13 protein-coding genes are annotated in these 13,789 nt (G+C 58.2%); 9 read left to right on the plus strand and 4 right to left on the minus strand.

From position 1 onward, the window contains the following. The 9 genes from NZ453_RS11635 to NZ453_RS11675 form a co-directional block, all read left to right on the plus strand. A partial coding sequence (locus NZ453_RS11635; protein WP_263770764.1) for a DUF2345 domain-containing protein occupies positions 1-932 on the plus strand: 932 nt, incomplete at its 5' end. A gap of 5 nt (positions 933-937) precedes the next feature. Next, positions 938-3,274 carry a M23 family metallopeptidase gene (locus NZ453_RS11640; RefSeq protein ID WP_263770765.1) on the plus strand — a complete coding sequence of 779 codons (2,337 nt, stop codon included), beginning with the start codon at positions 938-940 and terminating at the stop codon, positions 3,272-3,274. After that, positions 3,271-3,705, plus strand: a complete 435-nt coding sequence (locus NZ453_RS11645) for a hypothetical protein (protein WP_263770766.1) — start codon at positions 3,271-3,273, stop codon at positions 3,703-3,705. Before NZ453_RS11640 ends, NZ453_RS11645 begins: the two co-directional genes overlap by 4 nt. Positions 3,706-3,785: 80 nt before the next feature. Then, a complete protein-coding gene (locus NZ453_RS11650) occupies positions 3,786-4,247 on the plus strand; it encodes a hypothetical protein (protein WP_263770767.1) in 462 nt (153 codons plus the stop codon). 410 nt (positions 4,248-4,657) lie between these two features. Further along, positions 4,658-5,677 (plus strand): TRAP transporter substrate-binding protein, encoded by a 1,020-nt coding sequence (locus NZ453_RS11655; protein WP_263770768.1) that lies wholly within the window; start codon positions 4,658-4,660, stop codon positions 5,675-5,677. Positions 5,678-5,692: 15 nt separating this feature from the next. Next, positions 5,693-7,576, plus strand: a complete 1,884-nt coding sequence (locus NZ453_RS11660; protein WP_263770769.1) for a TRAP transporter large permease — start codon at positions 5,693-5,695, stop codon at positions 7,574-7,576. 76 nt (positions 7,577-7,652) lie between these two features. Beyond that, entirely contained in the window at positions 7,653-8,462 is an 810-nt protein-coding gene (locus tag NZ453_RS11665; RefSeq protein WP_263770770.1) for a beta-keto acid cleavage family enzyme, read from the plus strand. Positions 8,463-8,474: 12 nt separating this feature from the next. Beyond that, positions 8,475-8,912: a GlcG/HbpS family heme-binding protein gene (locus NZ453_RS11670; protein ID WP_263770771.1), complete on the plus strand. Its 438-nt coding sequence runs from the start codon at positions 8,475-8,477 to the stop codon at positions 8,910-8,912. A gap of 9 nt (positions 8,913-8,921) precedes the next feature. Next, positions 8,922-9,578, plus strand: a complete 657-nt coding sequence (locus NZ453_RS11675) for an aspartate/glutamate racemase family protein (RefSeq protein ID WP_263770772.1) — start codon at positions 8,922-8,924, stop codon at positions 9,576-9,578. Between the two features lie 163 nt (positions 9,579-9,741). On the opposite strand, the gene NZ453_RS11680 is transcribed toward NZ453_RS11675, so the two are convergent. From NZ453_RS11680 to NZ453_RS11695, 4 genes are all read right to left on the minus strand, one after another. Then, complete coding sequence (locus NZ453_RS11680; RefSeq protein WP_263770773.1) at positions 9,742-10,443, minus strand: FadR/GntR family transcriptional regulator; 702 nt, start codon at positions 10,441-10,443, stop codon at positions 9,742-9,744. A 250-nt stretch (positions 10,444-10,693) separates the two neighbouring features. Continuing rightward, positions 10,694-11,479: a MetQ/NlpA family ABC transporter substrate-binding protein gene (locus tag NZ453_RS11685; protein ID WP_263770775.1), complete on the minus strand. Its 786-nt coding sequence runs from the start codon at positions 11,477-11,479 to the stop codon at positions 10,694-10,696. A gap of 139 nt (positions 11,480-11,618) precedes the next feature. After that, positions 11,619-12,293, minus strand: a complete 675-nt coding sequence (locus NZ453_RS11690) for a methionine ABC transporter permease (protein ID WP_263770776.1) — start codon at positions 12,291-12,293, stop codon at positions 11,619-11,621. Next, positions 12,290-13,306 carry a methionine ABC transporter ATP-binding protein gene (locus NZ453_RS11695; protein WP_263770777.1) on the minus strand — a complete coding sequence of 339 codons (1,017 nt, stop codon included), beginning with the start codon at positions 13,304-13,306 and terminating at the stop codon, positions 12,290-12,292. The genes NZ453_RS11690 and NZ453_RS11695 overlap by 4 nt, the downstream gene beginning before the upstream one ends. Between the last annotated feature and the right edge of the window lie 483 nt (positions 13,307-13,789).

Genomic DNA, 13,789 nt, shown 5'->3' on the forward strand with positions numbered 1-13,789 from the left:
AACACGGCAAGACGCAGCTCAACCAGGGGTACCTCATTCACCCGCGCACCGACGGCCAAGGCGCACCGCGCGGCGAAGGCTTTGAACTGCGGACCGACCACCACGGGGCGATCCGGGCCAAGGACGGACTCTTCCTGACCACCGAGGCGCAGACCGGCGCCACCGGTAAGCAGCTCGCGCGCGCGCACGCGCAGAGCCAGCTCGACGCGGCGTACGAACTCACGAAGAGTTTGGCCGACGTTGCCACGAAACAACTCGCGGATACGCTCGAACACGGTCCCGAGACCGTCAGCCCGGACAATGCCCGGGAAGGGAAAACCACCGCCGGGCACTTGAAACACCACGTCGAGGCCCTCAAGGCCTGGGAGGCGGGGAGCAATACCGATAAGGAAGGCAAGACGGCGCACGACGAAGCCGGACGGCAACCGCTGCTGGTGCTCTCGGCGCCGGCGGGGATCGCGGCGCTCACGGGGCAGAACCTCTCGCTCGCCACGGGCACGAACCTTGACTTCACCGCCCAGCGCGATACGAACCAGACGAGCGGCCGGCGTTGGCTCTCCAACGTCGGCCAGCACATGAGTCTCTTTGTGAATGGGGTGAAGGACACCATCGCGATGAAACTCATCGCGGCGCAGGGCAAGGTCCAGGTGCAGGCGCAGCACGGGGAGGTCGAGGTCACGGCGGACAAGGATGTGACGGTCACGTCGTGCAAGGGAAAGATCACGATCGCCGGCAAACAGGAAATCCTGCTCACCTCAGGCGGCGGCTACATCCGGATCAAGGATGGGAACATCGAGATTCATTGCCCCGATACGGTGAGTATGCGAGCGGCCAAGCATCCGTGGACGGGGCCGGCACGGATGGATGTGCCTTATCCGCAGTTTCCGCAATCCGAATTTTCCCGCAAGAAACGCTTCAATTTCTCCGCCTGAAGAACATGCTGATCAGCCCTCCTTTTTTGCCCCCACGCAATGCAGATCAAACGGATGAGGCATGGCTTGAGACGGCCATGACCAGCGTGGCGACGGGCCATATCCCGGGTTGGGGTGACGAGACCATCGCAGGCAGCTACCCGGTCAGCCTCGAGCTTGGTTGGCATGGCGGTAGTCATCTTGTTGCTCCATCTATCGGCAATAACCTCGCCCTTCCTGTACGTGCCATTGCAGATGGTCGAATAGCCTATGTACGCCGCCCGACGGCTCGCACCACAGACGCTTCACCGCTCAACTATGGCGCAACAGCTCAGGGCAATTGCTGGACGAGTGACGGAGTGATACTAATCCGCCACGAAACCGATATTGGCGCCAACGCGCAAGGGCAAGCAACTACGGTCGTCTTCTATTCCCTATACATGCATCTCGAAAGCATTGCCGAAGGAGTGCGTAACAACCGGCCAATCTATCGCAAAGACGAAATCGGCGCGGCTGGGTTTATCTACGGGCAACCCCATCGCATCCATTTTGAAATCTTTTGCGACCACGAGAATCTTCGTCTGCTCACGGGACGTACCGAAGGAGATTTGGCGGTAGACCGGGATGGACGCTGTGATGCGGTATTCGGCGAGTTGTATTTCCGTCTTCCGGCGGGAACGTCGATCTATCCATCCCAGCCGCTTGATAACGATCCAGTTGCACACCACCGTCCGCCCAATCAACCGGTTACCCAGCCTGCCGTACCGCTAGTCGCCACAAGCAGGACGACGGAAGCGCTGATCGTCGGTCTACGCTATGCCTCTGGCGATGGTGTAGCCAACCAGCGGGGCAGCGCTTATCTGACGACCTACCGTGAAGATGGAACGCCTATAGGCGAACCACTCTGCGAGCAAGACGCCGAGTACAACCTCTATACCCGAGCCACGGCAATCAGCACGTCCTATCCGGTGGGCGCCCGTCCGGCGCCGAGCGCGGTGTATGAACTTTTGCGCTTCGGACGTATCCTCGACACGGCGCACGAAACGCTCACTCCGGCTAATGTGCCCCACTGGCGTCGGGTCCGCCACTCGGGGGGCGAGGGCTGGGCGAACCTAAACGCTCCCGATGTCCGCAAATTCAGTGATGCGGATTTCCCGCACTGGAAAGGCTGGCGCTTCGTCGACGATAGTGCCGATCAAGACAGCCGCTGTGATTCACCGACGATCCGGTCGTGGTTTGACAAGAACAAGGATGGCATCGTCGACGCCGCTGAGCCCAGGGAAAGCCTGTGCGACCAAACGATACTGCGCAAACTCGACCACTCCATCTGCCGTTTCCCGACCGAATGGCGCTCCTCAACACTGGACCAGCGCTGGGGTTGGCTCAAGAGCAAATCTCTGGAATGCTCTAACCCATTGAGCGAAGACGATTTCACCGCTTTTAAGGCGCACGCCGAAGCATTGTGCTTCTGGGAACGGGTTCCTGCCCAAAGCCCCCCGTTACCCGACAATCCGTGGCGCTTTCATCCACGCAGATTCATTCAGTTGTTCAGGAGATGCGGATGGCTAAGCCAAAGCGAGTTCGCCCAGTGCTTTCCAAGAAGAACGTTACATCTGGCAAACACGTCATTCCACCCTCAGTCTGTTGGATGGCAAACAGCGAACACTAGGGCAGATAGATGGAAATTGGCCTTTAATAGGACAACAAGAAAATACGGAATCGGAGCAGCGAGAAATCGGCTGACCCATTTTTTTGCTCACGTCATACCAGAGACGGGCTATTTAAGCCAGGTTAAGGAAGGCGCGGGTGAAAACCAACCTTATAGCCCATATTACGGTAGAGGGCTAATACAGCTTACGCGCCTAGACAATTACAGAAAGTACGGGAAGTTCCGCAAGTTTTCAATGGAACCCCCTCCCCCTCAATATCCCAACCTAGGGTGGGATCCAGATGAGCTAATAGCCAGGAGCAATACAGACTATAACGTTGAAAACTGTGCTGACAGTGCAGGGTTTTATGTTGCACAACGAGAAAATATGCTAAGCCACCTAGATGCTGGAGTTGAACAGGAAAATGCAATCATTGCAAGCAAAGACGTCAATGGCTATGTGGCAATAGAAAATCTGAATAGTTTGGATTCAAGGCTTCAATCGGTGATGTATCTAAAAAGTATCTTACTCGACCAACCTTTTCCGGCAACTCCCGAATTATTGAACTTTACATGGAGACGGAATAGCCAAAAAGAGGTAGTAATCGGTTCTAATGGACAACCAGAAATGACGGGAAATCCGCCACACGTCAAAAAGAAGTTTTATCCCACAGAGCATCATTTGAGCATTAACTTTGAACACCAAAAGCCATGATTATAAAAAACAAATATTTTCTTTTTTGTTTGTTGGTTCTCTTCTATGGAAGCACCCGTGCTGACGTTGGCATCGACGTATTGTGTCTTTCGTCAACCGACCCAAAACCTGTCAATATGGAGATGCGCTTCTATTTTGACAAAGATGCTAAATGGATGACGGGATTTGTCAGATATAATTCAAAGAAAGCCATTCCCATTGTTCTTAAAAGCAGTGTGCGCGACGTGACGTCTCCGGATGCACCCATTGAGCACACAGATCTATGGTTAGAGATCGTAGATGGGAAGATCACAGGCGCTTACGAGATCACTATGCAGGGCACACAAATTCCTTCGGCCACCTATGAAAACTACACGAGCAGAAGGAAGTTTTTCTTTCTTCTAAATAACGACATCGAAAGAGCTCCGGCAACCGGGTGCCAGTGGAAATAGTGGACTAAGGGCCACGCCCCAAAGCATAGCTTCACAAAAAAATTGCCAAAGCCAAAAGGGAAAATCGCCCCACCAACATAGTGAACAGTGACTATGAAGGCAATCTGCATATTTTTTTCTTCTTGTCCATCACGGCATATGCCTGTGGTGGCCATGATGTAAAGGAGAAAATGGCTCGCCAACTAATGAAAGATGACGAATTCACAACCTTTGTTTGTGGTGATGAAAAACAGTGTCGTGATAACGTCGAAATCTTTACATCGGCACTAAATTTTAGAGAAAGACCAGCGAACAAAACCAACTCGCTTAAGATATGCCTGGTGGAATCTATCGTGAAGGCCAGAAATGGATATACCGGCATATTCATTAAAGGAGAATCTGGCGCGATCACTTATGAGTTCTCTTTTTTCGGTTCTGGTATCGGCCCGACAAAGAGGTTAATTAATGGATATTTCACATTGGAAGGTCGCGAAATTATTGAAAGTGGCGTTGTGGAAAAAACGACGTTCGAATGGAACGGAAAGCACTACACAAGTAAGTAGCTAATCCGATCGAGGATACTTCGGACCACGAGTCCGAGATGCATAAGCTGAAGACTGCCGCTCAAAGCGAGAGCACGAGGGTCAAAAGAGCGCTCCTTTTATACATGTAGTAGCCCCCGACACGGGGTGTGGTAAGCCTGCCTTCCCCGGCGCTTACTAATGAGTAGATTGCGTTCATTCACGCTTCCCCCACGCCACGCACTCGATAGCTCCGCAAGTAGCTTCACGGAGCCCACTCACAGTCAGTTAACCGACCAAGAAGGCGATCTCCTCAACGCTCCAGGGGTTGACAAGCCGCGCTCAAAGAGCATCTAATTCGATACCACATGTCCGATATGTGACTAATAACAACCGGTCTTATCGGGTGTGCCGCGTGTACGAGAGAATATTCGCAACTTAAAGGGGGGAACATGGCTAGTCTGGCTAGACGGGGCGTGCTGCGCGCGCTCGTTTCAGTTTCGTTGTTGACCGGGATCGGCGCCGCGCCGGTCGCTTCTTACGCCGCACCGGAGTTCGTGTTCAAGTACGGCAACAATCTGCCGGTTACGCATCCGCTCAACGTCCGCGCGAAAGAGGCGGCGGACCGCGTGTTCAAGGAGTCGAACGGACGGCTCCAGATCCAGATTTTCCCGAACAATCAGTTGGGCGGCGATACCGACATGCTGGCGCAAGTGCGCAATGGCGGCATCGACATGTTCACGCCGTCTGCCCTGGTTATTGCGACACTCGTGCCCTCGGCGGCGATCAATGCGGTCGGCTTCGCTTTTGCCGACTACAAGCAGGTCTGGGCAGCGATGGACGGCAAGGTCGGCGAGCACGTTCGTGAGAAGTTCGAGAAGGCGGGGCTGCACGGCTTGGAGCGCATGTGGGACAACGGTTTCCGCCAGGTCACCACGAGCAACAAGCCGATCAATTCGGCACAGGATATGGCGGGCCTCAAGATCCGCGTTCCGGTGAGCCCGCTCAGCGTGTCGATGTTCAAGGCACTCGGGTCGGCGCCGGCCAGCCTGCAGTTCTCCGAAGTCTATCTCGCCCTGCAAACCAAGGTCGTCGACGCTCAGGAGAATCCGTTGGCAATCATCCAAACGGCGAAGATGAACGAGGTTCAGAAGTACTGCTCGCTGACCAACCACATCTGGGACGGCTACTGGTTTGTGATCAACGGCCGCTCGTGGAAGTCGCTGCCGCCGGATCTGCAGAAGATTTTGACCACCTCGTTCAATGAGGCCGGCCTGAAGCAACGTGAAGACATCCGCGCCCTTAACGACTCGCTGCAAAACGAGTTGAAGGCGAAGGGCATGGTGTTCAACACGACGACGCCGGAGACCTTCCGTGAAGCCTTGCGCAAAGCCGGTTTTTACGCCGAATGGCGCCAGAAGTTCGGCGAAGAAGCGTGGACCTTGCTTGAGCAGTACGTCGGCAAGCTGTAACCAAGGGAGCGGGCCATGCAATCGCCTTCCGCAAGTCTGGCACTCGAAACGCCCGAACAGGAAGAGGTCACGGCGCTCAAGCGGGTCGTGACCCCGATCGACAAGTTCTTGGGCTGTAGCGTGGAGCTTGTCGCCGGCACCCTGGTTTTTGCCGAAATTGTCGTTCTGCTTTCGGGCGTCACGTCGCGCTACCTGCTGCACAGCCCGCTCGTCTGGGCCGACGAACTTGCTTCGATTCTGTTCCTCTGGCTCTCGATGCTCGGTGCCGTAGTCGCTTTGCGGCGCAGCGAGCACATGCGGATGACGGCCATCGTCTCCAAGATGTCGGCGAGCAATCGTGCGTTCATGGATACCTTGGCGATCGTGGCTTCGCTGGCTTTCCTGCTGCTGATCTTCGGCCCGGCATGGGAGTACGCCAGCGAGGAAGCAATGATCACGACCCCTGCGCTTGAAATCAGCAACATCTGGCGCGCAATCGCGATCCCGCTCGGTTGCGGGCTGATGGCCGTTACATCGCTTCTCCGCCTGTGCCTCGTAGGAAAACGGATCAACGTCATCACCGCCGCCGTGGGCGTCGTCCTCGTCGTCGCCCTCTTCTACATGGCCGGGCCGTCGCTCAAGTCGCTGGGCAAGACCAACCTGCTCATCTTCTTCGTCGGCGTCGTCGGTGCCAACGTGTTTGCCGGCGTGCCGATCGCGTTCTCGTTTGCGCTCGCGACCTTCGGCTATCTCGGTTTGACGACGCGTACGCCGATGTTGGTGATGGTCGGGCGTCTTGACGAAGGCATGTCGCATCTGGTGCTGCTCGCCGTGCCGCTTTTCGTCTTCCTCGGCCAATTGATCGAGATGACGGGCATGGCGCGGGCGATGGTGCGCTTCCTCGCCAGCATGCTGGGACACGTAAAAGGCGGACTGTCGTACGTACTGATCGGCGCGATGTACCTCGTGTCGGGCATTTCGGGTTCGAAGACGGCCGACCAGGCGGCCGTCGCTCCCGTGCTCTTCCCCGAGATGAAAGCACGCGGCGCGAAAGCGGGCGACCTCGTCGCCCTGCTCTCGATCACCGGTGCGCAGACCGAGACGGTGCCGCCAAGCATCGTCCTGATCACCATCGGTTCGGTCACCGGCGTGTCGATCGCCGCGTTGTTCACCGGCGGCTTGTTGCCGGCGTTCATCGTCGGTATGGCGTTGTGTTTCGTCGTCTGGCGGCGCAATCGATCGGAAGACTTGAGCCAGGTGAAACGGGCAACGAAGAAAGAGATCTTTCAGCTCTTCGTCGTCGCCCTGCCGGCACTGGTTCTACCGTTCCTGATCCGCTTCGCCGTCGTCGGCGGCGTGGCAACGGCGACGGAAGTTTCGACACTCGGCATCGCCTACTCGGTGCTCGCGGGACTACTGCTCTACCGGCAGTTCGACTTCAAGCGCGCCGCGCGCATGCTCGTCGAGACGGCTTCACTTTCGGGCGCCATCATCTTCATCATCGGCGCGGCCACTTCCATGGCGTGGGGCCTTACGCAGTCCGGCTTTTCGCAGGATCTGGCGCATCTGATGAAGCAACTCGGCGGGCAGACGACGTTCATGATCGTTTCGATCTTCGCCTTCATCATTCTCGGCAGCGTCCTCGAAGGCATCCCGGCCATTGTGCTCTTCGGCCCCCTGCTCTTCCCGATCGCCAAGGAGATTGGCGTCAATGAGGTGCACTACGCCATGGTCGTCATTCTCGCCATGGGCGCCGGCCTCTTCTCGCCGCCGTTCGGTGTCGGCTACTACGGCTGCTGCGCGGTGAGCAAGGTCCATCCTGACGAAGGTATCCGCTACATCTGGGGTTACCTGGCGGCCCTGGTGTTCGGCCTGTTCATCGTCGCCTTCGTACCCTGGATCTCTACCGGATTCCTCTGAAAAACCCCGTTTCCTGACCTGAGTCGGTGTGCGTTTCGGCGCCCACCGGCCAGGCCACCACCAAGGACTATGACATATGGGTAAATTGATCATCTCCGTCGCGCCGGTATCGGCGGCGGATACACGCGTCATTCCCGCCGAAGTCGCCATGGAGGCCGTCGCCTCGGCACGGGCCGGCGCCGCGCTGGTGCATCTGCATGTGCGCGACCAAACCGGCAAGCTGACGCCCGACGTCAGCGACTTCGAAGATACGATCAAGCGCATTCGCGCCGGGTCGGACATCATCCTGCAAGCCTCTTCTGGCGGCATTTCCAACATGAACATGGAGCAGCGTTGCGCGCCGCTGCTCAAATGTCCGCTCGTCGAAATGACATCGCTCAACGGCGGCTCGGTGAACCTCGGCGACGCCGTCTATCCCAATTCGCTACCGGACATCCGCTATTGCGCGCAGCTTGCCGTCGAGAAAGCCATCGTTCCCGAATACGAGGTTTTCGAAGTTGGCATGATCAACGCGATCTGCGAGCTGGAGCCAGAACTGAAGCTGTCGCGACCGTTGCTGATCAATACCGTCTTCGGCCATCGCGGCACGATGCCGGCGACGATCGACGCTCTGGTCCACTTCCGCCACTTCATTCCGAAGGGCGCGTTATGGGGCGTGACGCACTTTGGCCGGCGCGACTTCTCCTTCATCGCCGCCGCCGTCGGCATGGGTGCGGATCTGGTGCGCATCGGTTTCGAGGACAGCAAGTTCCTCAACGCCACCGAGCGCGCTGAAAGCAACGTCCAACTCGTCGAAAAACTCGTCGCCATCACGCGCGGCATGGACCGCGAAATCGCCACGCCCGACGAAGCCCGCCAGATTCTCAACATCCGGCCCAAGCGCTGAAAGGAAATCACCATGTTGCACAACCTGAACCAGCGGGCGGCGCGATCCGTGGTCGAGCACGCCCTCAAACTCTCGAACGAAAAGTATGGCGGGCGCGCACTCAGCGTGGCCGTCTGCGATCGCAACGGCTTCCTGCTCGCGTTCGCCCGCACCGACGACGCCAAGGTGCTCAGTATCGAACTGACGCAGCGCAAGGCCTATACGGCGGCGCGCATGGGCGTGCCGACACAATCGTTCCTGCAGCGATTGCAGAAAGAGAACCTGAACATCGCGTACTTCGCCGATGAGAAGTTCTCCGCGATGCCCGGCGGCATGCCGATCTACAACGAAGACAAGCAATTGCTCGGTGCGCTCGCCATTGGCGGCATCTCCGCCGCGGAGGACCAGGAGGCGGCCGAAATTCTCGCGGCCGCGCTCGACGACGGCATGAAGAACAACCAGTTTTGCTGAGGTGAAAAAGTGAAAGCAGCCATATTCCATACGAGTTCGGCCACCCTCGGACTTTTTCAGTCGCTCGCGGCGAAGACCATGCCCGATGTCGAAGTGATGCACATCGTCGAAGACTCGATGATTCGCGAAGTGATGAAGAGCGGCGGACCGACGCCCTCGATCAACGCCCGCATCGCCGGTTACGTGCAGGCGGCGGAACGCGCCGGTTGTTCGGTTTTCATGACCGCCTGTTCGTCGATCGGTGCCAGTGTCGAGCACTGCCAGGACTTGACCTCGATGCCAGTGACCCGCGTCGACGAAGCGATGGTTGAAGAAGCGATCCAGAAAGGTCCGCGCGTCGCCGTGCTCGCGACCGTCGAGACGACGTTGAAGCCGACCCTCGAATACATCGAGCGCAAGGCCAAGCAGTCCGGGAAGGAAATCGTCATTCAGGCCAAGCTGATGTCCGAAGCCTTCAAGGCGCTACTCGACGGGGACAACAAGACGCATGACGCGATCGTCTCTGCCGGCCTCAAGGAAGCAATGGCGTCGGCCGACGTCGTGGTGCTCGCGCAAGCATCGATGGCTCGCGTGATGGTCGGCATGGATGCGCCGACGGTGCCCGTCCTCACGTCGCCGGAAAGAGGCGTCACCCGTTTGAAGGAACGCCTCGACGCGCTCGTCTAGTTCAAGAGTTGGCTCTCGCCCTCTAGGGCAGGTACCGGGTAACCGGAACCTGCCTTTTTTTGAACGCGAGAAGGTGAGGAGACCGCAGGGCGGAGGTGCCGCGAGGGAAAAGCATGAACAACCAGCGAGCGCTTTGCTGCACACGGGCAGCAGCGGCTCGGCGCTAAACGGCGGCGCGCGTTTCCTTCCAGGTGGCGATATGCGCCTTCTCCGCTTCGATGGCGGCCATCTTGTCGCGAGCGGCAATGGCGGCGACAAGCTTGCGATGCGTGGTGAGCGCGCGCGAGCCGTTGATCGTCGGCGCAAAGATATCGACGACGAAGTTGTACATGTTCTCGATCAGGTGGTTGTGCGTGAGCTGCGCCAACGTACGGTGAAACTTGAGGTCGCACGCGTTGAGCACGGCGAGGTCCGTCTCATTGCGCTTCGCTAGGCCCTCATATTCCTCATGCACGGCCTTGAGCTGCGCGATGTCCTCGTCCGATGCGCAGTCGATCACCGTGGTCACGACGCCGATCTCCACCATCTCGCGCAACTGGATGAGTTCGCCCGAGTCCGTGTTGTTGATGATGAGGCTATAGATCAGCGGATCGAAAATCTTCTTGTTCGCCGACGTGGCGATGTAGGTACCGTCACCGTGGATGATCTCGACAATGCCGAATGCATCGAGAATCTTCAACGCCTCGCGTACCGAGCCGCGCCCGATCCCGAGGCTTTCCGCCAGCGCCTGTTCGCTGGGCAGCGGATCGCCGGGCAGGATCTTCTTCTGGATCAGGATGTTCTTGATGCTCTCGATGACCAGGTCGACCGCAGAGACTTTTTTTGTTTTTTCGAAGAGATCGACCGCCTTCTTGACGCGCGCCATCTGATTTCAAGCCCCACACAAACTGTTTATAAAGTTCGACATCGCATGTCTTATATGTCCACCATTGTCGCATCGTTAGCTTTCCGGCGCAAATGCTTCTAAGCGCCAATCCAGCACGGCGTAAGGCTTTGCCATGAGACAGCAAACGGTTCAGAACGCTGTCATGCTAACGCGACAGTCTTGGCGTCAGCTTCGTAGACACAAAAAAGCCTGCACGAAGCAGGCTTTTTTTGATGGAGCAAAACCGGGTTCAGAACGCCGGTACAACCGCTCCCTGATACTTCGTCTCGATGAATTTCTTGACGTCGGGGGTATGCAACGCGGCGATCAGCTTCTTCACTGCGTCGGCGTCCTTGTTGTCCGGGCGCGACACCAGAATATTGGCATACGGCGAATTGGCGTTCTCGATGAACAACGCGTCACGCGTCGGCACCAGCTTCGCTTCCAACGCGTAGTTGGTGTTGATCAACGCGAGGTCGACCTGGTCGAGAACGCGCGGCAGCGTCGCGGCTTCGAGTTCCTTGATCTTGAAGCCCTTCGGGTTTTCCGAAATGTCCTTCACCGTGGAGAGGATGTTCTTCGGGTCCTTGAGCTTGATCAGGCCGTTGTCGGCCAGCAGGATCAGCGCACGGCCTCCGTTCGACGGATCGTTCGGGATCGCGATGGTCGCGCCCTTCGGCAGCTCGGAGGGATTCTTCACTTTCTTGGAATACGCGCCGTACGGCTCGACGTGCACGTTGGCGATCGAAACGAGGTTGGTGCGCTTGTTCTTGTTGAACTCGTCGAGATACGGCTTGTGCTGGAAGAAGTTCACATCGATCTTCTTCTCCCAGACCTGGACGTTCGGCTGCACGTAGTCGGTGAACACCTTCACTTCGAGCGTGACGCCTTCCTTGGCCAGGGCCGGCTTCACGAATTCGAGGATCTCGGCGTGCGGCACGGCGGTCGCGGCAACGGTCAGTTTGGTCTGCGCTTGCGCGCCGAACGAGACGGCCGCCAAGGCGGCGGCGAAGAGAGCGGTAAGGCGAAGTTTCATGGTTTTGTATCCTTTATGAGGTTGGGTCGAGACGTTTCACGCGCGTTCCTTGTGGGCTCGCGGTCAACATCGGAAATCGGTATGCGCGATAGCAAGACAGGCGGTCATTGCGGTTGTCATTGCATTCGTCATTCGGCACTCAGCTACGCGTAAATCGGTGTACCAGCCGGTCACCGAACATCTGCAGCAGTTGCACGAGGATCAGCAGGATGGCGACAGTAACGAACATGACTTCGGTCTGGAACCGCTGATAGCCGAAGCGGATCGCCAGGTCGCCGAGGCCGCCACCACCGATGACGCCCGACATCGCGGCGTATGAGACAAGCGCAATCGCCGTCACCGTCGTCGCGGCGAGCAGGCCGGGAAAGGCTTCCGGCAGCACGGCGCCGAAGACGATCTGGCGCAGCGTCGCGCCCATCGCCTGGCTCGCTTCGATAATGCCGCGGTCAACTTCGCGCAGCACGTTCTCGACAAGCCGCGCGAAGAACGGCGTCGCCCCGACCACCAGCGGCGGAATCGCGCCGACGACGCCGATCGACGTGCCGACGAGCGCCACCGTCACCGGAATCATCAGGATCAGCAGGATCACGAAGGGCATCGAGCGCAACAGGTTCACGAGCAGCGACAGGAAGCTGTACACCTGCTTGTGCGCAAGCAATTGCCGTGGCCCGGTGAGGAACAGCACGATGCCGAGGGGGAGACCGAAGATGATGGTGAACACGAGCGAGCCGCCGACCATCGTCAGCGTCTCTACCGTTGCCGTGCCGATGTCGGCCCAGTCGATGGCCGCAAAGAGTTCGAGGAAAAGGCTCATGATCCGAGCACCTCGCAGTGAATGGATTGTTCGGCGAAGGCCGCTTCGACGCGCTCGACGTCTTCCGCCGAGCCCATCACCTGCACAGTAAGCTGCCCGTACGGCGTGTCCTTGATGCGGCCGATAACGCCTTCGAGAATGCTGAAGCTGACGCCGAGCTTGACCGCGATGCGCTCCAGCACCGGCTGGTAGGTGATCTCGCCGAGGAAGGTCACGCGCAGCAGCAGGCCGGAAAGCCCGAGGGTCGAAGCAAGGTCGGCGCTCTCCTCGTGATGGCTGCTCTCGCGCACCATGGCACGCGTGACCGGGTGCTTCGGATGCAAAAGCACGTCGGTCACCAGCCCGTGTTCGGCGACACGGCCCTTGTCCAGCACGGCCACCCGGTCGCACACGGCGCGGATCACGTCCATCTCGTGCGTGATGAGCACGATCGTCAGCCCGAAGCGCTGATTGATATCGCGCAGCAACCGCAGGATCGCCTGCGTCGTCTGCGGATCAAGCGCCGAGGTCGCCTCGTCGCAGAGCAGAAGTTTCGGATGGTTGGCCAGCGCACGCGCAATGCCAACGCGTTGTTTCTGCCCGCCCGAGAGCTGCGCCGGGTACTTGTCACGATGGTCCTTGAGCTCAACGAGATCGAGCAACTCGTCGACCCGCGCATCCATCTCCGCCTCGGTGTATTTGCCCGTCAGCTTGAGCGGAAAGCGCACGTTGTCCCCGACGGTCTTGGCGCCGAGCAGATTGAAGTGCTGGAAGATCATGCCGGTCGTGCGTCGGTAGGCCAGCAACTCTTCTTTCGAGAACGCGGTAATGTCGCTGCCATCGACCAGAATGCGGCCGGCATCCGGCCGTTCGAGCAGGTTCAGGGTACGGATCAGCGTGCTCTTGCCGGCGCCCGACGCGCCGATGATGCCGAAGACTTCACCTGGTTCGATGCGCAGGTTGATGTCCGAAATGGCGGGGATGGGGTTGCCGTCTACGACGTAGTGCTTGGAGACGCCTTCAATATCAATCACTGGAAGTCCACATTGTTATTCTCGCGGCTCGCTCGTGGCTCTAAAGGAATCTCGCCCACCTGACGAGACGTCCAACCACGACCGTATGCGTTACCATGCACTTTATCACCGCGATTTATAACGAAAAACTAATATTTGACCATATAGATATTTCTCACTGCAATAAGATTGGAATTTGCGGTCGAAGTTATGCCGCGTGTCGCGAGAAATACCAACAGCCGAACGATCAGCCACCCTCCTGTGAGCCACGCCGCATCGTCCACGGGAAACACCCCGCCGCTCGGCCACCGCCGCCAGCGGCGACGAAGCGAGGACAGGGCAAACACCGCCTACCGAAGTCCGATGGAAACCGCGCCTGACGGCATTCGGTTCCTGTGGATACCTCGGGAAGCGATGAGACGAGGAAAACGACCGGGAAAACCTGCCGGGTCGGCGTAGATCGTGAAAGCGATCACGCCGAGGAATGCGTCGGGAGAGACGCCA

The sequence above is a fragment of the Propionivibrio soli genome (assembly GCF_025770765.1).
GTDB lineage: Bacteria > Pseudomonadota > Gammaproteobacteria > Burkholderiales > Rhodocyclaceae > Propionivibrio > Propionivibrio soli.

Coding starts and splice junctions, on each gene's coding strand:
- NZ453_RS11640 (WP_263770765.1), top strand. CDS start 938: ATGCTGATCAGCCCTCCTTTTTTGCCCCCACGCAATGCAGATCAAACG.
- NZ453_RS11645 (WP_263770766.1), top strand. CDS start 3,271: ATGATTATAAAAAACAAATATTTTCTTTTTTGTTTGTTGGTTCTCTTC.
- NZ453_RS11655 (WP_263770768.1), top strand. CDS start 4,658: ATGGCTAGTCTGGCTAGACGGGGCGTGCTGCGCGCGCTCGTTTCAGTT.
- NZ453_RS11660 (WP_263770769.1), top strand. CDS start 5,693: ATGCAATCGCCTTCCGCAAGTCTGGCACTCGAAACGCCCGAACAGGAA.
- NZ453_RS11665 (WP_263770770.1), top strand. CDS start 7,653: ATGGGTAAATTGATCATCTCCGTCGCGCCGGTATCGGCGGCGGATACA.
- NZ453_RS11670 (WP_263770771.1), top strand. CDS start 8,475: ATGTTGCACAACCTGAACCAGCGGGCGGCGCGATCCGTGGTCGAGCAC.
- NZ453_RS11680 (WP_263770773.1), bottom strand. CDS start 10,443: ATGGCGCGCGTCAAGAAGGCGGTCGATCTCTTCGAAAAAACAAAAAAA.
- NZ453_RS11685 (WP_263770775.1), bottom strand. CDS start 11,479: ATGAAACTTCGCCTTACCGCTCTCTTCGCCGCCGCCTTGGCGGCCGTC.
- NZ453_RS11690 (WP_263770776.1), bottom strand. CDS start 12,293: ATGAGCCTTTTCCTCGAACTCTTTGCGGCCATCGACTGGGCCGACATC.